This is a genomic window from Paenibacillus wuxiensis (assembly GCF_040195695.1).
GTDB classification, from domain to species: Bacteria; Bacillota; Bacilli; order Paenibacillales; family Paenibacillaceae; genus Paenibacillus_B; species Paenibacillus_B suaedae.
On sequence record NZ_JBEFZI010000005.1, the window covers coordinates 453349 to 477823 of the forward strand.

Consider the following 24475-nt stretch of genomic DNA (forward strand, 5'->3'; position numbering starts at 1 on the left):
CATGCTTCAAGTAATGGAACAGAATGCAGAGTTCGAATTTGTACCGACTTTCAAGCAAACGGTGAACCATCTGGTGATGAGTTATCCCGGACATAGCGTAGGCATTATCTTTATCCATGCGAAGCCGCTTGGCCGTACGTGGGAGGCTGAACTCAGGTCAACGCTGGAGAGAGAGCAAATTCCATTTGAGCTGATGAATGCCGAAGCACAGAATGTAATTGCCGTTATGCTGCCGCGCGTTACTCTGGATCAGACGCACTATTACGCACTCATGCTGAAGAGCATGGTGGAAGAGCGTTTGGCAGGGGCGCCAATCGTATGTGCAGTCGCCGCAGTGGCAGATTCGCAGGAGGCAGAGGATATTATTCTCGGTCGTTGGAACGACTGGCCGGCTGCAGATTCCTCCCATATTCGGGTTCTTCATGATCACCTTCAGCTCGAAGGAGCGAAGCGCATTCTAGTCGTGGATCACGATTCTAGCGTAAGAGAGTTCCTGAATATTTGGCTGACGTCGCAGGGGTATGAGGTTCACGAGGCGGAAGATGCCTTGACAGCGCTCAATGTTATTCATGCAGGTCAATTTGATTTAATCTTAACGGAGCTGAATTTATATGGGATTAATGGTCTGCCGTTCATTTCGCAAATTCAGAAGATGAATTTGGAGAAGCAGCCGAAGATCGTGATTCTGTCCGAGCAACGGGTAGGAAAGACGATTGATTACTGCTTCGAGCAGGGCGTTAGCGACTATATTACGAAGCCATTCTCGCCGGTAGAACTTGATGAACGGCTTAGCCGCTGTTTGTCATAACTATACACAATTATCTAGTGGATGGAAGGGTGAACAACTGTGAACATGTATGCTGCCAATTTAGAACATGCAATCGAACACAAAACTTCTGTAATCGGAGTCATCGGGTTAGGCTATGTCGGTCTGCCGCTTGCCATTGAGATGTGCAAGCAGGGCTTTCAGGTCGTCGGAATTGATGTTGATTCACGCAAGATCGAGAGTATCCATAACGGACATTCCTATATTAAGGATATCAGCGATGAGACGTTGACGCAGTGCATGAACACAGGCCGGTTGTTCGTGACGACTGACTTCAGTCATATTCAATTGCTTAATGCGGTCAGCATTTGCGTGCCGACTCCACTTAGCGAGAATCAAGATCCAGATACATCCTACATTACGCGTGTTGTGGAACAAATTAAGAAATATATGCGGAAAGGCCTGTTGATTACGCTCGAGAGTACAACGTATCCAGGCACGACAGAAGAGCTGATTCAACATGAAATTGAAGCCTCCTTGGGTTACCGAGCAGGAGAGGACTTCTTCCTCTGCTTCTCACCGGAGCGCGTGGATCCGTCCAATCCAAAGTTCAATACATTCAACACACCGAAGGTCATTGGCGGGACGACACCAACTTGCCTCAAGCTGGGAGCAGCACTGTACGACAATATCGTAGAGAGCGTCGTTCCCGTCACTTCGACGAAGGTAGCAGAAATGTCGAAGCTGTTGGAAAATACGTTCCGCAGTGTCAACATCGCCTTCATTAATGAGATGGCGATGATGTGCGACCGGATGTGCATCGACATCTGGGAGGTCATCGATGCTGCAGCGACGAAGCCGTTCGGATTCATGCCTTTCTATCCGGGACCAGGTATCGGCGGCCACTGCATTCCGCTTGACCCCATGTACCTGTCTTGGAAAGCGAAGGGGTATCGTTTCTATAGCAAGTTTATCGATATCGCACAAGCTACCAATGCCAATATGCCATACCATGTCATGGAGAAGACATCACGAATTTTGAATCAAAGCTCTAAGTCGATTAAAAACTCGAAAATATTGATTCTGGGTATGGCCTACAAGCCAAACATCGACGATTTGCGAGAATCCCCGGGTCTTGAAATCTATGAGCTGTTTAAGGCGAGCGGTGCTCAGATCGATTATTATGATCCGCATGCGACACACTTCAAGAACAAGGCTGGCAAGACGGTGCATACGATCGATTATGATTTGCCGGCGTTCCAGACATATGACTGCATGGTGCTGATTACGAACCATCAATCGTTCGATTACGAACAGCTCGCGGATTTGAATATCCCGATATTGGATACGCGCAATGCATTCAAGGGCATTCATCGCCCGAACATTCACAAGCTCGGTTATACCGAACAAGAAAGCGTCCGAGAAGTAGAAGAGGCGGTTCTTGTCTAAATCGGGTACGAATCCCATGCGTCCTCAGGATAGCAGGATAGGGAGATTTCTACGATTCTCTCGAGGTTCACGGGGGGTGTTAATTACGCTGCTGCTATGCTGCTGTGTCGCAGTCCTATTCTCGCTTCGATCTGCGGATACGGATCGGACGAAGGCAACATGGTTGTGGGATACGGAATGGATTCGCGATTCGGGGGAGGATATCGTCTCGTTCTGCCGCACGAATGGCGTGAATCTCGTCTATTTGCAGATAAGTGACAGAGTAGAGCAGGCCACCTACCGTGAATTTATTCGGAAGGCGCACAAAGCCGGGATTGACGTTCATGCCTTGAACGGTGCGCCGGAATGGGCGAAGGAACGGCATGAGGAGGAAGGGAAGTCATTCATTCGGTGGGTGAGTGATTATAATCGGCAGGCCGCAGAAGGCGAGCGATTTGCTGGTGTTCATCTGGATGTAGAGCCTTATTTATTGCCAGAATGGAAGCAGGATGAAGCTAGCCTCATCCACAGCTGGCTCGACAACATGGAGAGCTGGCTGGAGGAAGGGCGGGGGGCAGGCCTGTACATGGCTGCGGATGTTCCCTTCTGGCTGCCGCGCCTGAATATGCCGACTGGGAACGGCAAGGTGAGCAGCTGGATGCTGGAGCAATTCGACTCCTTGACAATTATGGCATATCGGGACAACTCGGATTCGATATATGAATCGTCCAAGAAGCTGCTCTCGCAGGCGGACAAGCTTGGCAAACCGATTGTCATTGGTCTTGAACTGGGCAAGACCAATGAAGGAGGCTACTTGTCCTTCCACGGCAAGTCGCTGGACTACTTCGAGGATCATCTGCGCGATGTGAAGGAGCTTGGTGCAAGTCATTCCTCCTTCGCAGGAGCAGCGGTTCATCACTTGCGCGTGTGGTATGACCGAGTGAAGTAAAGAGAGCTGCTTCGCGGTTCAACAAACGTCGGCCTTCGGGAAGATATCCTCCGGCGCAATCAACCCCTTCTCTTGTGAGAAGCTCCATGAGAGGGGGGATAGAACCTTCATATTATCGAAAACGTAACGAGCCTGTGGATGTGCATCCACAGGCTCGTTGCTGCGTAAGGTGGAAAAGTTGTAACGTCTACTTCACTATCGTCTCCCTCGAACCGTGTGTCGCGTTTGTTCCACCCACCAGATACACTGCGTTTTTGTCAGCATCCAATGCAGCTCTCAGCTTCGTTGCGACTACCTTCCCGACCTTTTTGTCCGTATAGTCATTGTGGAAGCGGTATTCTTTCAGTCTGTTATCCCACTCCACTTCACATCCGCTAATATCGACACCCAGCACCTTTTGGGCCAGTGGAGCAATCACTTCTTTTGCAACTTTTGCCGTAATCTCCTTGTCGGTCGTTACCTTTTCCTTTAGACGCGATTTGTGAATGACTTCTATTGCCTTTCCCGACTTTGTGTCTATTTCAACGTAAACACCGTCACCTTGCAATATCCACATCGGTATGGCAAGCACTTTTTCATAGTCAAAATTACCATGTCTGAGTGTTGCCTCCGTCACTTCTTTCAATTCGTGATTGAACGCTGTTTTCACTAATTCTGCTGCTGCTTTTGTCCATTTTGGATCAAGTTCTTTGGCATCAACTTTAATCGAGAACCCATTGAGTTGATCTTTTGCTTTAGACCCGGCACCTGGTTTATAGAGCGAGATATAGAAGTCTTCCTCTTTGAAAAAATAGTTCGTATCTACAAATTTACCCTGTTTGTCGTCATATCGTCGACGCATTTCCACTTCATTACTCAGCACATAGGTTTTGTTTGGATACAACTCTTTTAATCTTTTAAGGACTTTATTCCGATCCTCTTTACTGACTTCATCGATCGAGATTTTTGCAAAGCCCCACCCTATTTCACCTGTTTTCGGATTAAAGTCAATTGAATATTTGTCATCCACAGATCGGATTGTTGCACTCCCACCCGAACCGGAGTAGCTCTCGCCAACATCCTGCATCTTGACCTCTTTGCCTGCCAATTCCTTCATTGCTTTTTTAAGCTTGTCGGCCATCTTCTTGTCGATCTGAACCTTCACCTTCTCCGGTTGCTTCTGCTCTTGTGCAGCCGCAGCTTCGACAAGAATCGGTCCTCCCAATGAGGCTAGCATGCCGGATACGACCATTGTTGCGATGATAGCTTTTTTCATAAACATGATCATCCTCCTATGCATCTGTTTGTGTTTTTAATTCCCTGCGGCCGCTCTGCTTCCGGACTTTATATACACGACGTTTTTCTCGGCATCCAATGCCGCTCTCACCGCCGTAACATCATTTTTTTCGATGAAGCGGTAATCTTTAAATAAGCTGTCCCATTTCACTTCATATCCCGTAATGTCGATATTGAATAATTTCTTCGCGAGCGGGGCGACCGCTTCTTTGGCTTCTTTTTCGGTCATCTCTTTGTTCGTCGTGACCTGATTGCCTTGTTTATTGATCAGGCTGATTGCTTTCCCCTTCTCCATGTAAACCGTCACTTTGTCGTCCTCAAGCACCCACGTACGTTGCTCAATCTGCGCCTTCGTCACGTCGAATTGATGATCGAACGCCGTTTTGATCGCTTCCGTTGCCGATTTCAGCAAATTCAGATCAAGTTCTTTTTTGTCAATATCGATTGTCGCAACGGGGATGACATAACCTTCTGAAATATTAGCATTTACTGAAACAGTAAAATCCTTCCCGGAAAACTCATAAAACATATAATCTCCAAATTTGCCCTTGCTATTATCGTAGGATCGTGACTGTGTAACGTCTTTGTTAAATACGTATTTCTTCTTTGAATAGGCGTTCTTTAACTCTTTTAAAGCTTCGTCTTGAAATTTTTTGTCGACTTTGTCGATTGTCGTCTTGTTGGAAACAAACCATATATTTCCGCTTTTGGGATCAAAGCCAACACCGTAATTTCCATCTGCAGATTGAACCGTGACCAAACTCTCATTGTTATTGATATGTTCACCGGTATCCTTAAGCTTAACCTCTTTCCCCGCATATTGATTTACCGCTTTTTGCAGCTTGGGAGCTAACTTCTTATCGATGGGAACCGTCTTATTATCGGATTGCTGCTCTTGCTGATTCTCTTGCGCTGCCTCCGCTCCGGCAGGAATTGGGCCGGCCAATGTGGCCAACATACTAGATACGATCAGGGATGCTAGAATGACTTTCTTCAAATTCATACAAAATCCTCCTATGTTTCATATTCTCATTTTGTACCACTGTTGTATCGCCTACTATCGCATACAGTATATAACAATATCAATCCACTCATTTGTGACATCATCTCTATTATTTTGTCTTAGAAGGGGGTTGTGCTGCGGACTGTTCCGATATTCTTCAGCTTGATCCCTATCCCCGTGATAATACGAATGATATAATTTTGTTATTCCAAAAATAGGAATATGGACATTTATCTTGCTAGTTTAAAAAGGAGGATGACGATGAAGAAAATTTATATCGTGATACTATCGTTCTTACTATTAATAGTCGGATGTACTAACTCTAAAGAACAAAATGAGCAAGAAGTAACACTTAAAGTGTTAGCGTTTAATAGAGATGTTTTTAATCAGAAATACGGTAACTTTTTCCTCGCCACGCACCCTGCATACAAGCTAGAAGTTATTTCTCTATATGAGCTATTGTCGCATGATCAGAATTATTATCAATCTTTGGAGAGGGCAATTCAGAAGGAACAACCAGATATTATTGTGATTTCTATGGATCATTACTTCAATTTAAGCGAGAATCAGAAGTTGCAACCATTGAATAGTTGGATAAAGAGAGACGGTTTTAATCTAGCAGCGATAGCGCCTGCAATCGTCAATTCACTCACAAGTGAGCAAGGGGACATATACGGACTGACTCCAACTTTTAATGCTTCTGCACTTTATATGAACAACACCATCTTCAAAGAGAAGGGAATCCCTATTCCAAACGACCCACTCACGTGGGATCAAATTTTCCAACTTGCCCAACAATTCCAACATCAAGATAAAGAGAACAAGCAATATGGGCTTTACACGAAATATTCAGAAAATCCTTATATGATGGCACTTCATATTGGAGAGGGAAGTGGATTGTCCTTCTTTCATGCGAGAAATAAGCAGTTCGCGCTGAACGCGAAGGGCTGGGGGGATGTTTTCGAGAACGTGTTAAACTGTGTGAGAACTGAAGTCTGCTTTGATTTAAAATCTTCGGAAATAAAAACAACTGCGAAAAAAGAAGAGGCAATGAAAACCTCTTATCAAAAAAATCATCCTTTTCTGATAGGAAACATTGCGATGGCGGTAGATGACTCAACACTGTACAGCGCCCTTACAGGAAACAACAGTCTGTTCAAGGATTTGGATTGGACAGTATTGCCGTATCCTACAAGTGCTGACTTCCCGACGACGGGGAATGGAATCAACATGGAAGAAATCTTTGCAATTCCAGTAGGAGCGCAGCATCCAGAAGAGGCATGGGAGCTTGCTAAATACATTAATGGCGAGGACTATGGACGGATTTTTACTCAAATTAACCCAGGTGAGCTGCCAGCAAGAAAGCCTGCGAGCAATGAGGATAGTAGGTTGGAAGTGTTTTATAAATTGGACAAGATTAACAACAATATGATCAATACATTAAGAGGATTTCCAGATCCGGTTCTAGCCAAGATGGATCAACTCTCTCAAACCTACATGGCTGATATGCTCGATGAAAAAACTACGGTTCGTGATGCGCTTGACCAGATGCAGCGCGAATTGCAGGCGACTCTTGTAATACCGTAAACGAACGAGGCTGTGGATGTGCATCCACAGCCTCGTACCGTCTCGTTACGGTGTAAGGTAAAAAGGTTGTAACGTCTACTTCTCCATCGTCTCATTCGAACCGTGTATCGCGCTTGTTCCACCCACCAGATACACTGCGTTTTTGTCAGCATCCAATGCAGCTCTCAGCTTCGTTGCGACTACCTTTCTGTCCTTTTTATCCATATAATCATTGTGGAAGCGGTACTCTTTCAGTCTGTTATCCCATTCCACTTCACATCCGCTAATATCGACACCCAGCACCTTTTGGGCTAGTGGAGCAATCACTTCTTTTGCATCTTTTGCCGTAATCTCCTTGTCGGCCGTTACCTTTTCCTTTAGACGCGATTTGTGAATGACTTCTATCGCCTTTCCCGACATTGTATCAATTTGAATGTAAACACCGTCTCCTTGCAATACCCACATCGGTATGGCCAGCACCTTTTCATAGTCAAAATTACCATCACGGAGTGTTGCTTCCGTCACTTCTTTCAATTCATGATTGAACGCTGTTTTCACTAATTCTGCTGCTGCTTTTGTCCATTTTGGATCAAGTTCTTTGGCATCAACTGTAATCGAGTACCCATTCAGTTGATCTTTTGCATCAGACCCGGCACCTGGTTTATAGAGCGAGATATAGAAGTCTTCCTCTGTGAAAAAATAGTTCGTATCTACAAATTTACCCTGTTTGTCGTCATATCGTCGACGCATTTCCACTTCATTACTCAGCACATAGGTTTTGTTTGGATACAACTCTTTTAATCTTTTAAGGACTTTATTCCGATCCTCTTTACTGACTTCATCGATCGAGATATTGGCAAATCCATTCCCTATAACCCCTGTTTTCGGATTGAAGCTAATCGAGTATTTCCCATCCACTGATTGAACGATTACACTTCCAACAAAACCCTTGTATGTCTCGGCAGCATCCTGCAGCTTGATTTCTTTTCCGGCCAATTCCTTTATTGCTTTTTTCAGCTTGTCGGCCATCTTCTTGTCGATCTGAACCTTCACCTTCTCCGGCTTCTTCTGCTCTTGTGCAGCCGCGGCTTCGACAGGAACCGGGCCGACTACGGTGACCAGCATACTAGATACGATCAGGGATGCTAGAATTGCTTTTTTGATATTCATTTCATTTCCTCCTATTTATATTTCCATGCTAACATTGAATAATTAAGATTCAACTTAATAGATTCTGAATATAATTTAAGGAAAAAATCAGAAATGAAGGTGTATAAATATAACAATATCAACTCGCTCATTTGTGACATCATTTCTACCGAGAGCGTGATTGCCTATTATGTTGACAGTCAGAAGGCGGTTGCCAGTCTCCACCTTGCCGTGATTCAATATAGGTACACTTTTTACAGGCAAAGGAGCGGATAACATGGGATTTCAGACAGAGTTTAATTCGGTATGCAAATTTAAGACGGAGCAGGAGCTGTATGAGCTGCTGGAATATGGACGGGGCAAAATGACGAAGCAGGGCTTTCGAGTGTTTCCGACAGGGCAGAAGGTGATTGCCTATACACCAGATAATGTGGCCGTAGCTATCGTAAAGATTGTTGCTTCGATCGCGGAAATCAATTTCCAAGGGGATGAAGTAACCGAGGTGGAGATGGAGTTAATACGCAAGCTGAATGAGGATGAATCACGTATTCAGACTGCATTAGCGCATGAAATGTTTTTCGGAGATCCAAATCGCAAATAATTGTTCAGTAGAAGCCCTATATACCGAGAGGTATGGGGGCTTCTTTGTATTTGGCTGCGTCTTCGCATACAGTGATGGACGTTTGTAGACGGTTCCTATAGGCAGTTAATGTTGAAATAACTGAACAATCCTACGAAACTGGGAGCCCGGGGGTGAATTGGGCATTTTGCAAAAAAAAGAGCACCCCGATCGTCTTAAGCAACCGGAATGCCCTGCCTTACCGTTTTTATGCTATGCTTGCAGCGCCTGTTTGAATTGCTCAGTCAGGAGCGGCACGATTTCGAACAGGTCGCCCACGATGCCGTAATCGGCAATCTGGAAGATTGGCGCTTCCGGATCTTTGTTGATCGCGATAATGACGCGCGATTGGCTCATTCCCGCCAGATGCTGAATGGCGCCGCTAATGCCGCAGGCAATATACAGCTCCGGCGTGACGACCTTGCCCGTCTGTCCGATTTGCAGGGCGTAGTCGCAATAACCCGCATCGCAGGCACCGCGGGAAGCGCCAACAGCACCGCCAAGTAGAGAGGCGAGCTCCTCAAGCGGTTTGAATCCCTCGGCGCTGCGGACGCCTCGTCCTCCAGATATAATGATTTTCGCTTCACTCAAATCCATTTTGCCAACCGTATTTTGCACGACCTCGCGAATAACAGCGGATAGCGGCGGTTCAGGGTAAGCAATAGCCGTTACAGGCACTGTTCGGCCAGCTTCTGCTGCCGGAGGCTGAATGTTGTTCGGGCGTATGGTTACGATCCATGGTGCAGCAAGGAACTTCTTCTTCTCCATGGCCTTGCCTGCATAGATCGGGCGCGTGAATAATACCTCGCCGCTGCTGTCCACTTCAATTGCGATGATATCGGAAATTTGGCCGCTGTGCAGGGAAGCAGCCAACTGCGGTGCCAAGTCTTTGCCCCAAGCAGTATGGCCGAAAAATACGCCATCCGGGTTGGCTGCTTGCACAACGGCTTGCAGCGCGGCAAAATAAGCCTCCGGATGATAATGAATGAGTGCAGTATGCTCCACAGTATAAATATGATCGACGCCGTAGGCCGCCAAGTCGCTGGAATAGCGGGTTGCATCCGCACCGATGATCACAGCGGCTACAGTGCCTCCATTGCCTGCGGCTGTGCGGGCTGCCCCAATCGCTTCATAGGACACCTGGCGAAGACTTCCACCCTTCGCTTCGGCTACGACAAGAATCGTTCTGGACATATCAATACGCCTCCTTGGAATATGAACTTACCGGATTCGTTGCATTCGATGCAGAACTATACGACCTTAGCTTCCGTCCGCAGCAGTCGGAACAACTCTTGGACTTGAGCGGCTGGTTCCCCGGCGAGCAGCTTGCCGGCTTGGCGCTGCGGAGGCAGGAATAGCTCCGCTTGAGCTGTACGTGCTTCAACCGTTACACCGAAGTCGTCGAGCGTAAGCTCACGGAAAGGCTTCTTCTTCGCCTTCATAATTCCTTGCAGCGAAGGATAGCGCGGATCATTCAAACCTTGCTGGGCGGTGAATAGGGCTGGAAGAGGCACCTCTACTACTTCTGTGTCTCCTTCGGCATCCCGGGAGCAGACGGCACGGCCATCCGCGATTTCAAGCTTCGTAATCGACGATACATGCGGAATGCCAAGCAGCTTCGCAAGTCTAACGGCCACTTGGCCGGAACCGTTGTCGACCGAGAAGTTGCCGCCAAGAATAAGATCGTAAGATTCTGTTCCGACAAATGCGTGCAAGGCATGCGCAACGGCATGCTCATCGCTGCCGATTCGCTCATCGTTGAGCAGCACGGCTTCGTCAGCGCCCATGGCAAGTGCTGTTCGCAGCGCCTCAGATGTACGCTCGGGTCCTGCGGAGACGACGATAACCTTGCCGCCTTGGTCGTCGCGAATGCGAATCGCTTGCTCAACTGCATACTCATCATAAGGATTAAGGACGAATTTGACTCCGTCTTCTGCAATTTTGCCTCCTTCGGTGATGATCTTTTCCTCCGTATCGAATGTCTGCTTGACTAATACGATGATATTCATCGTTCATTGCCCCTTTCGCTTTATTTAGTTTCAAAATATCTAAAGCGGACTTGCAGAACAAGTGGACTGCCATGCAGGAGATTGGGTAGGAGTACAGCTCTGAGAAGGGGTATTACAACGTCGGTATCCATTTCCTATATGGCGATAACGTGATAGTGAATCCAAGATGAGACATGATCATATATCCAAGATGGGTCTTGGTAGAACAAGAATAAATAAGGACCTGACCTTAAGAACAGGGTGTAATCGGGAAATTAGAAGGGGAGAGCTAAGGCTCGAGTCCCTTTAGGAAAAAAGTGATCGTGCCATCCAGCTGTCCAACCAGAGAATACTTCTGCCCGGAAATGAGCCACGACGTCACGACTTCATCCATAGAACCGAATATGAGTAGACGGGTAAGCTTGACGTCAATATCGTCACGGAATACCTTTTCTTCAATGCCCTGCAATAAGATTCGTTCAATCAGTACAATATAGGGTTTTATAATTTTTCCGATTTCCTTGCGAAGCTCAAGGGAGCTTTGTCTCAGCTCGATTTGCGTGACGAACGCCAAATCCGGATTGCTCTCAAACTCGGAAAAATGGATTTTGCATACATTACGCAATGCTTCCTTGGCCCCGGTCGTTTCTTCGAGGCTTGCATGAAACTTAGCGATAAGCTCCCCAAGCTTCTCTTGAAACAAGGAAATCAGGATATCCTCCTTTCGTTTGAAGTATAGATAGATCGTGCCGTCAGCAACTCCGGCTGCTTTTGCAATTTTGGAAACTTGCGAGCGGTGAAACCCGTGTTCTGCAAAGACTTTGACCGCTGCTTCGAGAATTTGGGAATATTTTTCTTTTTTCTGACTTGTCATGGAATCACCTCGGTGCTAGAATATGGAATACAAATGAATGAATGCTCATTCAGTTTCTGCTGCTATCATAAATTAGAACTGAGATCATTGTCAATCATTGGATATAGATCTGGGTTAAGGCAGTAGAAAGGCACATGGTGACAAGGGGATGAAAACGCTTCCTGTAGGTAATTCATTCATTTGCAATATTGAGAAAGGGGATGGTTCCGATGCCGGGAGCGATTGTGCAGCTTGTCCTATTTTTGGCCGTTACGGGACTCGGCGTTTATTGGTTTGCCAAAGCGGTCTATCACCGGTTCTTGTATGTCAAACTCGGACAGCCGGTAAATTGGAGCGGACGGGTGAAGCACAATTTGCATGCATTTGCCGCCCAAGTGTTCGGGCAGACGAAACTGCTGAAGGATAAGAAAAGCGGCCTGATGCATATTGTCATCTTCTATGGTTTCATCATTTTACAAGTTGGCGCACTGGATATTATTTATAAAGGATTATCGGGCAAACCGCTGCCCATTCCCGGGTACGAGGCATTCGAGCTGCTGCAGGAAGCAACCGTGACGCTGATACTCATTGCCATGGGGTATGCTGCCTATCGCAGATACGGGGAGAAACTAGGAAGGCTGAAGCGGGGCTGGAAGCCATCGATTGTCGTCTTCTTTATTTACGCTTTGATGTTGTCTGTCTTATTGACGATGGGATTCCATCGGTTAGCTGAAGGAGAAGGGGCATCGGGATACGCGCCGATATCTTCCCTTATAGCAGGTATTTTTACCGGCATATCCCACGGGGTGGCTGAGGCGCTCTATATCGCATTCTGGTGGGCGCACTTGTTGATTTTGCTTGCGTTTCTTGTCTATGTGCCGCAGAGCAAGCATTTCCATCTACTGTCGGCTCCCGTCAACCTGCTGCTTCGGCGCACAGAGCCTGTCGGGCGGTTGAGCAAGCTCGACTTGGAAGATGAGGAAGCCGAATCGTTCGGTGTGGGCAAAGTGGAGGATTTTACACAGAAGCAGCTAGTGGATCTGTACGCATGCGTCGAATGCGGGCGCTGTACGAATGTATGTCCGGCTGCCAGCACAGGGAAATGGCTGTCGCCCATGCACATGATCGTCAAGCTGCGCGATCACCTGACAGAGAAAGGAGCGGCCATTACGTCTCGTTCACCATGGACTCCTGCCTTTGCATTCAAATCAACGGGTACTCACAGCATGAATCCAGAGGGGGCCGAGCTTGGAAAGTGGCACGGACAGGGGATAACCGACATTGCTTCGACGATGCAGGCGCAGGCAGCCACTTGGCAAATTGCACAAAATCCCCCAGAGCAACTAGAGCTTATCGGCGATGTGATGTCCGAGGCTGAAATATGGGCATGCACGACCTGTCGCAACTGTGAGGATCAATGTCCGGTCGGCAATGAACATGTCGACAAAATCGTCGATATGCGCCGTTATCTGGTGCTGACGCAAGGGAGCATGCCGCATGATGGGCAGCGGGCGCTGCAGAACATCGAGCGTCAGAGCAATCCGTGGGGCATTAGCCGCAGTGATCGTGTGAAATGGGTGAAGGAAGTTGATCCTGAAGGTGTGCTTCATGTACCAACCGTGAAGGAGAATCCGGAGTTTGATATCCTGCTGTTCGTCGGCTCCATGGGCTCTTATGATAATCGCAGCCGGAAGGTAACGCGGGCGCTTGTGCGCCTTATGAATGAAGCTGGCGTGAACTTTGCCATACTCGGCAATGAAGAGAAGAATTCGGGCGATACTCCGCGGCGCATGGGCAATGAATTTTTGTTCCAGCAGCTATGCGAGGAGAACATCGTCACTTTCCAAAAATATAATGTACGCAAAATTGTTACGGCTTGTCCCCATACGTACAACACGTTAAAGAATGAGTATCCCGAGTTTGGGCTGGAAGCCGAAGTACTCCATCACAGCGAGCTGCTTGATGAACTGATTCGCGCGGGAAGTCTTGTTCCACAGTATGAGGTGGAGGAACGAATTACGTACCACGACTCCTGTTATCTTGGACGCTATAATGGCGTTTATGAACAACCGCGCAATATCCTGCGCGCGATACGCGGCGTAACCCTGCTTGAAATAGAGCGAAGCCGTGAGAATGGCATGTGCTGCGGAGCTGGCGGCGGCATGATGTGGATGGAAGAGACTGCAGGCAAGCGTGTCAATCTGGCGCGCACTGAGCAAGCGCTGGCCACAAAGCCGACCGTAATTTCATCCGCATGCCCGTACTGCCTCACGATGATGGAGGACGGCACGAAACTGCTTGAAGCCGAGGAATCCGTTCAGACGCGCGACATCGCTGAAATTTTGGAACTAGCTGTGTTCGGGGCGGTTAAATTGGATGACAAGCAGCCGATATCAGTTTCATAAGACAGCTTTCAGTATAACCACAAGAAATAATTGTATTTTTTGAACAATGGTCAATAACCTCATTCTCTCACCATCAATGAACTACTCCATATATCTACCTTCTATAGAATCTGCAACCAGAACAACAAGCAAAGTTCAGATATATACCCTCAAGAGCAGCTTAACATCAAGCAGCGATCTGAACCGCAGCGGAGCATTGCACATCTCAGAAGTACACATTTCAAGCAATACACACCTCACGAAGTACACACTTACAAGTCCTGAAGCAGGAACATCTTACGAAGTGCACCCAGCACTTCTGAAGCAGGGAACATCTCAGAGTATCGTCATCAGCCAACAATTTCATATCTATTTAAAGTCTTGAAGCCGTTCTTGTTGTTCTCATCATGTGACACAGACCATTACAAATTGGGAGGGAACTCGCATATGGTTCAACCGATTCAATGCGCCGCCGTTATCGGCTCTGGCGTAATGGGTGCGGCTATTGCCGCCCACTTGGCGGGTGCAGGCATTCGCTGCCTGCTGCTCGACCTCGTGCCGAACCAGCTTACAGAAGCTGAATCTAAGAAAGGACTCACACTGGAGCATCCAGCTGTACGCAATCGTTTAGCTGCGGATGCGATCGCGCGCCTGAAGAAGACGAAGCCGGCACCGCTTTATAGTGAAGAGTTCGCGGGCAGAATTACACCGGGCAATCTCGAAGATGATCTGTCGAAGCTTGCAGACGTGGATTGGATTATTGAGGTCGTCGTCGAGAGACTGGATGTGAAGCGCGACCTGCTGAAGCGAATCGAAGGAGTATGGAAGCCGGGAACGATCGTAACATCGAATACGTCGGGCATATCCATCAACGACATGGTTGCTTCGTGCGGAGAGTCATTTAAAAAGCACTTTTTAGGCACTCATTTTTTCAATCCTCCACGTTATATGAAGCTGCTTGAAATTATTCCGGGAGAGACGACAGATCCGGAAATTGTGTCCTACATGCATGAGTTCTGTGAACGCCGCCTCGGCAAAGGCGTCGTTGTAGCCAAGGACACGCCGAACTTTATCGCCAACCGAATCGGTACATTCGGACTGCTTATTACATTGCGAAATATGATGGAGCTTGGGTACACGGTCGAGGAAGTAGATGCTGTCACTGGACCTGCGCTTGGTCGCCCGAAGAGCGCAACGTTCCGTACACTTGATCTGGTTGGGCTTGACACGTTCGTGCATGTAGCAGCGAATGTGCATGACCAGACAGCAGCGACAGTAGAGAAAGATGTATTCAGCGCACCGGATGTCCTTACTCGGATGGTTGATCTGGGCTGGATCGGCGAAAAGCAGGGCCAAGGCTTCTATAAGAAAGTAAAGACCGATTCTGGGAAGGTCATACAGGCACTGCGCTTCGACACGATGGAATACGAGCCAGTACGCAAAATCTCATCCGCCTCCTTGGAAGCGTCAAAGTCTGCCAAGGGCGCAGCGAATAAAATCAAGGCGCTGCTCGGTACAAAGGATCGCTATTCCGAGCTGGCATGGAACACGCTGAAGCCGGTGCTGCTCTATTCGGCGCACAAGCTGGGCGAAATCGCCGATTCGATTGTCGATATCGACAATGCGATGAAATGGGGCTTCAATTGGGAACTCGGGCCGTTCGAAGTATGGGACGCGATCGGCTTGGTGTCGGCTGCCAAACGCATGGAGGCAGAGGGCGACGTGCTGCCAGATTGGGTACGCGCGTGGATTGCTGAAGGACATACTCACTTCTATGAGAAGCGGGAGGCACAACAATTTTACGTTCATGGCGGGGAGTGGACTGAGCTGGAGTCGGCAGCGGAGCATATTTCGCTCAAGCAGCTCAAGCAGCAGAACAAGGTCGTGCTGTCCAATCCGGGCGCTAGCTTGATCGACATCGGGGACGACGTAGCTTGTCTGGAGTTCCATTCGCCGAACAATGCCATCGGTGCGGATATTTTGACCATGATTCAGAAAAGCGTGGAGGAAGTTCGCCGCAATTACCGCGGACTCGTTGTGGCAAATGAAGGGCGTCATTTCTGCGTGGGCGCCAATGTCATGCTGCTTCTAATGGAGGCTCAGGAAGAGGAATGGGATGAAATTGATCTTATCATCCGCCAGTTCCAGACTACAATGCTGACGCTGAAGAGACTGGAGAAGCCTGTTGTAGCTGCGCCGCATCAAATGACGCTTGGTGGTGGGGTAGAAGCGTGCCTGCCGGCAGACAAAATCATTTTCTCTGCGGAAACGTACTTCGGATTGGTCGAAACGGGCGTTGGCTTGATTCCAGCGGGCGGCGGGTGTAAAGAGATGGCCTTGCGCTCAAGCCAAATCGTCGGCCAAACGAATCCAGACCTGCAATCGTACATCAACAGCTATTTCGAAACAATTGCCATGGCGAAGGTATCGACGAGTGGACATGACACGAAGCGGCTCGGCTATATGGGGACTAACGACTCCGTCGTTATCAACCCGGATCGCCGTATACATGAGGCGAAGATGGCCGTGCTGGAAATGGATCGGGCCGGATATGCGCCTAGAGAAGAGGAGCGCATCCGCGTCGTAGGCGAACCTGGCAAATCCGTACTGGAACTGGCAGCCTATACGATGCACCTCGGTGGATATATCTCGGATCATGACAGGCTGATTGCCAATAAGCTGGCACATGTGCTTGCGGGCGGCAACGCACCGGCGAACAGCTTGGTGAGTGAGCAATACATGCTCGATCTGGAACGTGAAGCTTTCTTAAGCCTGTGCGGCGAACCGAAGACGCAGGCGCGCATGCAGCACATGCTCTCCAAGGGCAAGCCGCTGCGCAATTAATATCCTTCTAAATTAGGAATGAGGGGAGATCGCAATGAAAGAAGCAGTCATTGTATCTATAGCGCGTACGCCGGTTGGCCGGGCGAAGAAAGGGAGCCTCGCGCAGACGAGAGCTGAGGATCTGGGGAGAACTGTACTGGAGGAAGTTGTTCGACGCGCACCAGGCTTGAACAAATCGGATATTGAGGACGTCATACTCGGCTGTGCCATGCCGGAAGGCGAGCAAGGCTTGAACATGGCACGAATCTTGTCGCTGTATGCAGGTTATCCGCAGGAAGTGCCTGCGGTTACGGTTAACCGGTTCTGCGCTTCTGGACTGCAGTCAATCGCGTTTGCTGCAGAACGGATTATGGCTGGCTCTGCGGACACGATTGTTGCTGGTGGAGTTGAGAGCATGAGCGCGGTGCCGATGACCGGCTTCAAGCTTGCACCGCATCCGAAGCTGATGTCAGAGATGCCGGAAGTATACATGGGCATGGGATACACGGCGGAAAATGTTGCGAAGCGATTCGGCATTAGCCGTGAGGATCAGGATCGATTCGCTGCTAACAGTCACCGCAAGGCTGCGGCAGCCATCGCCGAAGGCAAATTCCGTGACGAGATTGTACCTGTCTCAACAGTACAGAGAGGAGTCGACAGCAATGGCCGTCCTTGGGAAAAGGAACTGACCTTCGATATGGATGAATGCGTTCGGCCGGACACGACGGAAGAAGTGCTTGCGAAGCTGAAGCCTTCGTTCTCCGTGGGCGGCAGCGTCACGGCAGGCAATAGTTCGCCGATGAATGACGGCGCGGCAGCCTGTGTACTGATGAGCGCCGATAGAGCAAAGGAGCTTGGATTGAAGCCGCTTGCGGCCTTCCGCAGCTTCGCGTTGGCTGGCGTCGCGCCTGACATTATGGGCGTCGGACCTGTAGAAGCGATTCCGAAGGCGCTGCGCAAGGCCGGTATTACGCAGGATCAGGTCGATCTGTTTGAGCTGAATGAAGCATTCGCCTCGCAGTGCCTGCATATCATTCGCCACTTAGGGCTGGATGAGAGCAAGGTGAATGTGAATGGCGGCGCGATTGCGCTCGGCCATCCGCTTGGCTGTACCGGTTCGAAGCTGACGGCGACACTCTTGCATGAGCTTCGCCGCCGTGGTGGCGGCTATGGTGTCGTATCTATGTGCATCGGTGGTGGAATGGGAGCTGCCGGAGTGTTCGAAGTGTTTGCTTAAACGCTGTGCGTAGACTTATTGCCTTGCATTGTTGTTCAGATTGATCAAATGATTCAAAGTCATTTATCCATTCTTAATCCACTTCGAAAGGAAGAAGATTACCATGACCATGTTGGAACTGAAAATCAAAGGCGGAAGCTTTGTCATTGATGACATCACTCCCGATGCGATTGTTACTCCGGAGGACTTCACCGAAGAACAGCGCATGATGGTGGATACGACTCGCGATTTCGTAGAAGGAGAAGTGCTGCCGCACGACGAAGAATTGGAAAAATTGAATTACGATTTGACGGTTAAGCTGATGCGCAAGGCCGGGGAAATCGGGCTGCTTGGAGCAGACATTCCAGAGGAATACGGCGGGCTTGAGCTCGACAAGGTCAGCTCTACGCTGATCGGCGAAACGCTGACCAAAGCATCTGGCTTTGCGCTCTCGGTTGGCGCGCATGTGGGTATCGGAACACTGCCGATCGTGTTCTTCGGCTCACCGGAGCAGAAGGCCAAGTACTTGCCTGACCTGGCGACAGGCGCTAAAATCGCTGCTTATTGCCTGACGGAGCCGTCATCTGGATCAGACGCGCTTAGTGCGAAGTCGACAGCGAAGCTGTCTGAGGATGGCAGTCATTACGTGCTGAATGGCTCTAAAATTTTTATTACAAATGCAGGCTTCGCGGATATTTTTATCGTATATGCGAAGTTAGACGGCAAGGACTTCACGGCATTCATTGTTGAGAAGGGAATGGAAGGCTTCACGGTTGGGCCGGAAGAGAAGAAGATGGGCATCAAGAGTTCTTCCACTTGTCCGCTCTTCTTCGAGGACGTCAAGGTTCCAGTGGAGAATGTGCTTGGAGAGGTAGGCCGCGGACATGTCATTGCGTTCAATATTTTGAACATCGGCCGCTTCAAACTGGGCGCAGGATGTCTCGGAGCAGCGAAGGAAGCGATCGAGCTGAGCGTGAAATATGCTGGCGAACGCAAACAGTTCGGCAAGGCGCTTACAGAATTCTCTCTGATCGGCAATAAGCTGGCGGATATGAACATCCGTACTTATGTAACGGAGTCGATGGTGTATCGGACTTCTGGCTTGGTGGACAATGTGCTGAAGGACATCGATTACAAGCAGCCGGATTCGGGGCAGTTAATGGCCAAGGCAATTGCTGAATATGCGCTTGAATGCTCCATTAATAAAGTGTTCGCTTCAGAGGTGCTTGATTTTGTAGCCGATGAAGGCGTACAAATTCACGGCGGCTACGGCTTTACGCAGGAGTATAAAATCGAGCGCATCTACCGCGACTCCCGCATTAACCGCATTTTCGAAGGAACGAATGAAATCAATAGATTGCTTATCCCAGGCACGCTGCTTAAGAGGGCCGCCAAGGGAGAATTGCCGCTCCTGCAGAAGGCGAAGGCGCTCCAAGCCGATCTGATGTCTATCGTATCCATGCCGGAATCAGGTGGAGCGATGGAGCAGGAGGAACATCTCGTTCAGATGGCCAAGAAGATATTCCTTATGCTTGGTGGATTGGCGGCTCAGAAATACGGTACATCGCTTGAGCAGCATCAGGAAATCTTGAGCAACCTTGCTGATTTAATGATTGCTGTATATGCAATGGAAAGCACGCTGCTGCGCACTCGCAAGCTGATGGCGAAGTCCGGCGAAGCGAAAGCAAAACTTGCGATGCAGATGACAACCGTATATATGCATGAGGCATTCGCAGATATTGAACGAACAGCCAAGGAAACGCTGGCGGCAATGGAGTCAGGCGATGTCTTGCGCACGCAGCTGTCCATTCTGAAGAAGCTGGCGAAGAGCACGCCGATTGACGGCGTTGGCATCAAGCGTGAGATAGCGGAACGCGTGATTCAAGCGGAAAAATACGTGGTCTCGTAATACGCGGGAGCTCCCCGCGAGGAAGGGATGGTTAGGCATGCCATTGGAGAAGCCATGGCTCCGTCATTACCCGCAGGAAATTGACCCGACGTATGATTACCCGCGACAAAATGTCGCCCAATTCCTCATTGATGCAGCCCAGGAATATCCGACACGGCCTGCGCTCGAATTCATGGGGAAGCAGCTGAGCTATGAGCGGCTGCTTGAAGAATGCTGCCGATTCGCAAACGCGCTTGTGCGGCTTGGGATCGGCAGGCAAGAACGAGTGGCAATTATGCTGCCCAACTGTCCACAGACCGTTATTGCGTATTACGGTACGTTAATGGCTGGTTGCATAGCTGTACTGACGAATCCGCTTTATAAGGAGCGGGAGCTGGCGATCCAGCTAGCCGATTCCGGTGCGGCTGCGATCATCACTCTTGATGTTTTATATCCGCGTGTGCGTGCCGCTCAGGCACGCACAACGCTTCGGCACGCGATCATAACCTCAATTAAGGATTACTTGCCTTTTCCGAAAAACGTGCTGTTTGCCTTAAAGATGAAGAAAAATGTTCAGGCGGCAGGGATCACTTATGATGATCAGGTTCATGCCTTCGCTCCGCTGCTCAAAAGCGTTCCGCCAAAATTTATGTGCGCCGAGATCGATGGAGAACATGATCTGGCATTGCTGCAGTATACGGGAGGGACGACAAGCACCCCAAAAGGGGTGATGCTGACTCATCAGAACTTGGTTGCCAATACGATACAATCAGCTTCATGGTTCTATAAGGTGAAGCGCGGAGAAGAAATCTTCTTGGGAGCGCTTCCATTTTTCCATGTATTTGGAATGACCATCTTGATGAATCTATGTACGTTATGCCGGGGGATGAACGTGCTCGTGCCGAAATTCGAACCCTCTGAGATGCTGCGCATTATTCATAAGCTGCGCCCGACCGTGTTCCCAGGGGCACCGACGATGTACATTTCGCTCATTAATCATCCTGACACGGATCGTTATGACCTATCTTCCATCCACACGTGCATTAGCGGCGCTGCTTCGCTGCCGCTTGAGGTGCAGGAGAAGTTCGAGGCGATAACAGGCTGCGTGCTTATCGAAGGGTACGGCTTGACGGAAGCATCGCCGATTACGCATGCGAACCTGCTCTGGGGCAAGCGCAAAAACGGCTCTATTGGCATTCCATTCCCCGATACGGAGGCGAAGATTGTTGATTCCTACACGGGAGAAGAGTTGCCACAGGGCGAGGTAGGGGAACTAGTTGTCCGCGGACCACAAGTAATGAAGGGGTATTGGAACAAGCCGGAGGAGACCGTAACGGCGCTTCGGGATGGCTGGCTGTATACAGGGGATCTGGGCAGGCAGGATGAGGATGGCTTTTTCTCCATCATAGATCGAAAAAAAGATTTGATCATTGCCGGCGGGTTCAATATTTATCCGCGGGAAGTGGAGGAAGTGCTGTACGAGCATCCTTGCGTGAAGGAAGCCGTCGTCGTCGGTGTGCCCGACTCCTACCGAGGAGAGACAGTCAAGGCATATATTGTGACTCGCACAGGTACCCATGTGACCCAAGAGGAGTTAAATGTCTGGTGCCGCGAGCGGATGGCCTCCTTCAAGGTACCGCGCCAATACGAATTTCGCAGTGAGCTGCCGAAGACGATTGCAGGCAAGGTGCTGCGCCGCATGCTTCTGGAAGAGGAAGAATTACTGGTGAAAAAGTAAAAAAAGAAAAAAAGGCGAATAAGCAACTAAGCGCAACTAAGCATTAAGCAATTAAGCGAAAAGCAGCAGAACCACTAGCAGGCATAAGGTTGAATACGAAAGTGATCGGAGGTGGAGATTTTTATGGCAGAGCAGGCCGCATCCCCAGTAGCTATTGCCAGTGAGCGACTTGATCAATTGTATGCGCAAGCGAAGGGAACCTTCTGGGATTACCTTGGCTGCGAGACGATAACGGCAGAGCCGGGGCATGTCGTTCTGAAACTTGATGCTGAACCCCATCATTTGAACGTCATTGGCATCGTTCATGGAGGGGTACTGTCCTCCCTATTGGATAACGCTATGGGATTGGCTACGATGCTGGCTCGTCCTGATGAACATACCGTTACGTCCAACTTGAACGTCAACTTCGTTGCGCCGCTGCATACCGGAGAAATTCGAGTTACGGCGGAAATCGTGCATGAAACGCGCCGTTCAATTACGTGCACAGGACGAGTAACGGATGCGGATGGCAAGCTCGGTTCCCTTGCGCTGGCGACATTCCGGGTGATATAACCATGTAATAGGTAACGGTAACTTCATAAAGCAAGCCCCTGTACCAATCGGTCAGGGGTTTTTGCATTGTTAAGCAGGTTAGGCGTGTTGGCGCAAATTTAGTGATGAGGAGAGACGGCACTCGGTACATCCGCAACTACGAATATCTCTTAGCCTAGTTCGATTAAGTGTAGGCTAGTAAGGTTATGCTAGAAGGAGAGAATGCCTATCAGGCAGGGTAGAAGTAGGGCCTATACGGCGATAGAAGTGGAGAGGAGTCCGAAGTATGCTGGTTCGTTTCGGATACGTGGCGATGTCCGTCACGGTGGCGAATGCTTCGCCGTCGCGCACGATGACATTCACATCATTTTGTAAACTGGAAGATCGTGCCGCGGCGTTGCGCAAGGCGGAACGCATAGCGGAAGAAAATTTGCATAATACATTGCGGCTCTTGAAGCATAATCGTGCGCATGACATTCAACTGTACCGCTTCTCTTCGAAGCTAATCCCGCTGGCTACACATCCCGAACTAAGCGACTGGGATCCATTCCCGGCCTTGCAGGAGGCATTTCAGGCAATTGGACAATATGTTAACGAGCATCATATGCGAGTGTCGTTCCATCCCGATCACTTTACCGTCCTGAGTACGCCGCGCGAAGATGTGCTCATCAAGTCTGTAAAGGATCTGGAGCATCATGTTCGGATGTTCAAGGCCATGGGAGTGGATGCTCGTGCGAAGAACAACATTCATGTCGGCGGGGCATACGGAAATAAGAAGATCGCGGGAGAGCGATTCATAGAGAACTTCAAGACATTGTCTGAAGAGGTACAGAAGCGCATGACACTGGAGAACGACGACAAAACCTTCAATGCGGTAGAGACACTTCATATAAGCGAGCAGCTTGGTGTTCCGATGGTACTGGATATTCACCATCAGTGGGTGAATCATGAAGAGGAATCGTTGGATGAGCTGTGGCCGCGCATATTGAAGACATGGCAGACGCCATTTGGGCAGGCGGACGCAGCGCCAGACGATCCCCTCCCACCTAAAATCCATGTATCCAGTCCGAAGAGCGCTTCCGATATACGTGGCCATGCCGATTATGTGGAAGTGAAGCCCCTACTCGCCTTCCTCAGGGCGATTGCTCCCTATACGGAGCGCATCGATGTCATGCTGGAAGCGAAGCAGAAGGACGGGGCATTATTTCAATTGATGCGGGATCTTGTCCCTTATACGGCGGAAGGGGTTACGATTCTCGACCAAGCGAGCGTGCGAATTGATCCATAGCTCTTAGCGATGAGATCCACTTGCTACTTGAAAATCAAGCAAAAATAGGATACGTTGAAAAAAGAGCTTTTCCGCAACAGTCAAAAGGGACATGCATAGTTCATGAAACCAAATTTGATGATGCGAAATGGCGAGAGGAGGAAATTTAGCAATGTCTCAATTATTAGCAGGTAAAAATATCGTGGTTATGGGTGTCGCGAACGATCGCAGCATCGCATGGGCCATCGCGCAATCACTCGCCGCACAAGGCGCAAGATTGGCATTTACATACGAGAGCGAACGTGTAGAAGCGCGTGTACGCAAGTTGGCAGAGACGATTCCAAACGCCATCATTCTTCCGTGCAACGTTACAGTAGATGAAGAGATCGATCAATTGGCAGATAGACTTCGTGAAGAATTCGGTACACTGCATGGTCTTGTGCACAGTATCGCATTTGCGAAAACAGAAGAATTGACAGGACTGTATGCAGATACGTCCCGTGCAGGCTTTGCGCTTGCGCAAGACATTAGCGCATACTCTCTCGTAGCTGTAGCACAGCGCTTGCATCCGCTCATGACAGAAGGCGGAAGCATTATGACGATGACATACCTCGGCGCAGAACGCGCGATGAAGAACTACAATGTCATGGGTGTAGCGAAAGCTGCGCTTGAGGCTTCTGTTCGCTACTTGGCGGCAGATCTGGGACAGTTCAACATTCGCGTCAATGCGATCTCCGCAGGTCCGATCCGTACGCTTGCTGCGAAGGGCATCAGCGACTTCAACTCGATCTTGAAGCAGGTTGAAGAGAAGGCTCCACTGCGCCGCACGACAGACACGGCGGAAGTTGGCGATACTGCAATGTTCCTCATGAGCCACTTCTCACGCGGCATTACAGGTGAAGTGATCTACGTGGACAGCGGCTTCCACATTGTCGGCGTGTAACACTCGACTTCCATATCCGCCTTGCCTGGCAGCCGCCTTAATTGGTAGCTGCCTGCGGGCGGATTTTTATTTATCCGGGTGGCGGGCAA

The 24475-nt window shown here is 49.3% G+C and carries 19 protein-coding genes; 13 read left to right on the plus strand and 6 right to left on the minus strand.

The window, feature by feature from the left end:
* The first annotated feature begins 1 nt into the window (after window position 1).
* The 3 genes from ABN764_RS13625 (at window position 2) to ABN764_RS13635 (ending at window position 3143) form a co-directional block, all read left to right on the plus strand.
* Window positions 2-808, plus strand: a complete 807-nt coding sequence (locus tag ABN764_RS13625; protein ID WP_446672188.1) for a response regulator — start codon at window positions 2-4, stop codon at window positions 806-808.
* A 45-nt stretch (window positions 809-853) separates the two neighbouring features.
* Window positions 854-2215 (plus strand): nucleotide sugar dehydrogenase, encoded by a 1362-nt coding sequence (locus ABN764_RS13630; RefSeq protein WP_065291603.1) that lies wholly within the window; start codon window positions 854-856, stop codon window positions 2213-2215.
* 76 nt (window positions 2216-2291) lie between these two features.
* A complete protein-coding gene (locus tag ABN764_RS13635) occupies window positions 2292-3143 on the plus strand; it encodes an SGNH/GDSL hydrolase family protein (RefSeq protein WP_446672189.1) in 852 nt (283 codons plus the stop codon).
* A 187-nt stretch (window positions 3144-3330) separates the two neighbouring features.
* Here the strand turns inward: ABN764_RS13635 and ABN764_RS13640 are convergent, their stop codons facing one another.
* Window positions 3331-4404 carry a hypothetical protein gene (locus ABN764_RS13640; protein WP_446672190.1) on the minus strand — a complete coding sequence of 358 codons (1074 nt, stop codon included), beginning with the start codon at window positions 4402-4404 and terminating at the stop codon, window positions 3331-3333.
* Between the two features lie 30 nt (window positions 4405-4434).
* On the minus strand, window positions 4435-5421 hold the full coding sequence (locus ABN764_RS13645; protein WP_446672191.1) for a hypothetical protein: 987 nt from the start codon (window positions 5419-5421) through the stop codon (window positions 4435-4437).
* 261 nt (window positions 5422-5682) lie between these two features.
* Here ABN764_RS13645 and ABN764_RS13650 point away from each other — a divergent pair, with 261 nt between their 5' ends.
* On the plus strand, window positions 5683-7008 hold the full coding sequence (locus tag ABN764_RS13650; RefSeq protein WP_446672192.1) for an ABC transporter substrate-binding protein: 1326 nt from the start codon (window positions 5683-5685) through the stop codon (window positions 7006-7008).
* Between the two features lie 75 nt (window positions 7009-7083).
* Here the strand turns inward: ABN764_RS13650 and ABN764_RS13655 are convergent, their stop codons facing one another.
* A complete protein-coding gene (locus tag ABN764_RS13655; protein WP_446672193.1) occupies window positions 7084-8157 on the minus strand; it encodes a hypothetical protein in 1074 nt (357 codons plus the stop codon).
* 256 nt (window positions 8158-8413) lie between these two features.
* On the opposite strand from ABN764_RS13655, the gene ABN764_RS13660 reads away from it, so the two are divergent.
* On the plus strand, window positions 8414-8737 hold the full coding sequence (locus ABN764_RS13660) for a hypothetical protein (protein ID WP_021256091.1): 324 nt from the start codon (window positions 8414-8416) through the stop codon (window positions 8735-8737).
* Window positions 8738-8968: 231 nt separating this feature from the next.
* On the opposite strand, the gene ABN764_RS13665 is transcribed toward ABN764_RS13660, so the two are convergent.
* From ABN764_RS13665 to fadR, 3 genes are all read right to left on the minus strand, one after another.
* On the minus strand, window positions 8969-9949 hold the full coding sequence (locus ABN764_RS13665; RefSeq protein WP_065293670.1) for an electron transfer flavoprotein subunit alpha/FixB family protein: 981 nt from the start codon (window positions 9947-9949) through the stop codon (window positions 8969-8971).
* A 56-nt stretch (window positions 9950-10005) separates the two neighbouring features.
* On the minus strand, window positions 10006-10764 hold the full coding sequence (locus tag ABN764_RS13670) for an electron transfer flavoprotein subunit beta/FixA family protein (protein WP_446672194.1): 759 nt from the start codon (window positions 10762-10764) through the stop codon (window positions 10006-10008).
* A gap of 268 nt (window positions 10765-11032) precedes the next feature.
* Window positions 11033-11617 (minus strand): fatty acid metabolism transcriptional regulator FadR, encoded by a 585-nt coding sequence (gene fadR / locus ABN764_RS13675; protein ID WP_065293672.1) that lies wholly within the window; start codon window positions 11615-11617, stop codon window positions 11033-11035.
* 209 nt (window positions 11618-11826) lie between these two features.
* Between fadR and ABN764_RS13680 the strand changes: the two genes are divergently transcribed.
* From ABN764_RS13680 to fabI, 8 genes are all read left to right on the plus strand, one after another.
* Entirely contained in the window at window positions 11827-14001 is a 2175-nt protein-coding gene (locus ABN764_RS13680) for a heterodisulfide reductase-related iron-sulfur binding cluster (RefSeq protein ID WP_446672195.1), read from the plus strand.
* 426 nt (window positions 14002-14427) lie between these two features.
* The gene (locus ABN764_RS13685; protein ID WP_446672196.1) at window positions 14428-16824 is read left to right on the plus strand and encodes a 3-hydroxyacyl-CoA dehydrogenase/enoyl-CoA hydratase family protein; all 2397 of its coding nucleotides are present in this window, start codon (window positions 14428-14430) and stop codon (window positions 16822-16824) included.
* Between the two features lie 34 nt (window positions 16825-16858).
* Window positions 16859-18040, plus strand: coding sequence for an acetyl-CoA C-acyltransferase (locus ABN764_RS13690; RefSeq protein ID WP_174810158.1), 1182 nt, complete (start codon window positions 16859-16861; stop codon window positions 18038-18040).
* A gap of 103 nt (window positions 18041-18143) precedes the next feature.
* Window positions 18144-19928: an acyl-CoA dehydrogenase FadE gene (locus tag ABN764_RS13695; RefSeq protein ID WP_446672197.1), complete on the plus strand. Its 1785-nt coding sequence runs from the start codon at window positions 18144-18146 to the stop codon at window positions 19926-19928.
* Window positions 19929-19965: 37 nt separating this feature from the next.
* Window positions 19966-21645: a long-chain-fatty-acid--CoA ligase gene (locus ABN764_RS13700; protein ID WP_446672198.1), complete on the plus strand. Its 1680-nt coding sequence runs from the start codon at window positions 19966-19968 to the stop codon at window positions 21643-21645.
* Between the two features lie 123 nt (window positions 21646-21768).
* Complete coding sequence (locus ABN764_RS13705) at window positions 21769-22197, plus strand: PaaI family thioesterase (protein WP_021252281.1); 429 nt, start codon at window positions 21769-21771, stop codon at window positions 22195-22197.
* Between the two features lie 265 nt (window positions 22198-22462).
* A complete protein-coding gene (gene uvsE / locus ABN764_RS13710; protein WP_021252280.1) occupies window positions 22463-23464 on the plus strand; it encodes a UV DNA damage repair endonuclease UvsE in 1002 nt (333 codons plus the stop codon).
* A gap of 151 nt (window positions 23465-23615) precedes the next feature.
* Window positions 23616-24386, plus strand: coding sequence for an enoyl-ACP reductase FabI (fabI, locus tag ABN764_RS13715; RefSeq protein ID WP_021252279.1), 771 nt, complete (start codon window positions 23616-23618; stop codon window positions 24384-24386).
* Window positions 24387-24475: the final 89 nt, after the last annotated feature.

What these genes read in the sequence shown, in the direction of transcription:
- fabI (WP_021252279.1), top strand. Translation starts at nt 23,616, where the DNA reads ATGTCTCAATTATTAGCAGGTAAAAATATCGTGGTTATGGGTGTCGCG.
- ABN764_RS13660 (WP_021256091.1), top strand. Translation starts at nt 8,414, where the DNA reads ATGGGATTTCAGACAGAGTTTAATTCGGTATGCAAATTTAAGACGGAG.
- ABN764_RS13690 (WP_174810158.1), top strand. Translation starts at nt 16,859, where the DNA reads ATGAAAGAAGCAGTCATTGTATCTATAGCGCGTACGCCGGTTGGCCGG.
- ABN764_RS13685 (WP_446672196.1), top strand. Translation starts at nt 14,428, where the DNA reads ATGGTTCAACCGATTCAATGCGCCGCCGTTATCGGCTCTGGCGTAATG.
- ABN764_RS13705 (WP_021252281.1), top strand. Translation starts at nt 21,769, where the DNA reads ATGGCAGAGCAGGCCGCATCCCCAGTAGCTATTGCCAGTGAGCGACTT.
- ABN764_RS13640 (WP_446672190.1), bottom strand. Translation starts at nt 4,404, where the DNA reads ATGTTTATGAAAAAAGCTATCATCGCAACAATGGTCGTATCCGGCATG.
- uvsE (WP_021252280.1), top strand. Translation starts at nt 22,463, where the DNA reads ATGCTGGTTCGTTTCGGATACGTGGCGATGTCCGTCACGGTGGCGAAT.
- ABN764_RS13630 (WP_065291603.1), top strand. Translation starts at nt 854, where the DNA reads ATGTATGCTGCCAATTTAGAACATGCAATCGAACACAAAACTTCTGTA.
- ABN764_RS13645 (WP_446672191.1), bottom strand. Translation starts at nt 5,421, where the DNA reads ATGAATTTGAAGAAAGTCATTCTAGCATCCCTGATCGTATCTAGTATG.
- ABN764_RS13680 (WP_446672195.1), top strand. Translation starts at nt 11,827, where the DNA reads ATGCCGGGAGCGATTGTGCAGCTTGTCCTATTTTTGGCCGTTACGGGA.
- ABN764_RS13695 (WP_446672197.1), top strand. Translation starts at nt 18,144, where the DNA reads ATGACCATGTTGGAACTGAAAATCAAAGGCGGAAGCTTTGTCATTGAT.
- fadR (WP_065293672.1), bottom strand. Translation starts at nt 11,617, where the DNA reads ATGACAAGTCAGAAAAAAGAAAAATATTCCCAAATTCTCGAAGCAGCG.
- ABN764_RS13650 (WP_446672192.1), top strand. Translation starts at nt 5,683, where the DNA reads ATGAAGAAAATTTATATCGTGATACTATCGTTCTTACTATTAATAGTC.
- ABN764_RS13655 (WP_446672193.1), bottom strand. Translation starts at nt 8,157, where the DNA reads ATGAATATCAAAAAAGCAATTCTAGCATCCCTGATCGTATCTAGTATG.
- ABN764_RS13670 (WP_446672194.1), bottom strand. Translation starts at nt 10,764, where the DNA reads ATGAATATCATCGTATTAGTCAAGCAGACATTCGATACGGAGGAAAAG.
- ABN764_RS13700 (WP_446672198.1), top strand. Translation starts at nt 19,966, where the DNA reads ATGCCATTGGAGAAGCCATGGCTCCGTCATTACCCGCAGGAAATTGAC.
- ABN764_RS13665 (WP_065293670.1), bottom strand. Translation starts at nt 9,949, where the DNA reads ATGTCCAGAACGATTCTTGTCGTAGCCGAAGCGAAGGGTGGAAGTCTT.
- ABN764_RS13625 (WP_446672188.1), top strand. Translation starts at nt 2, where the DNA reads ATGCTTCAAGTAATGGAACAGAATGCAGAGTTCGAATTTGTACCGACT.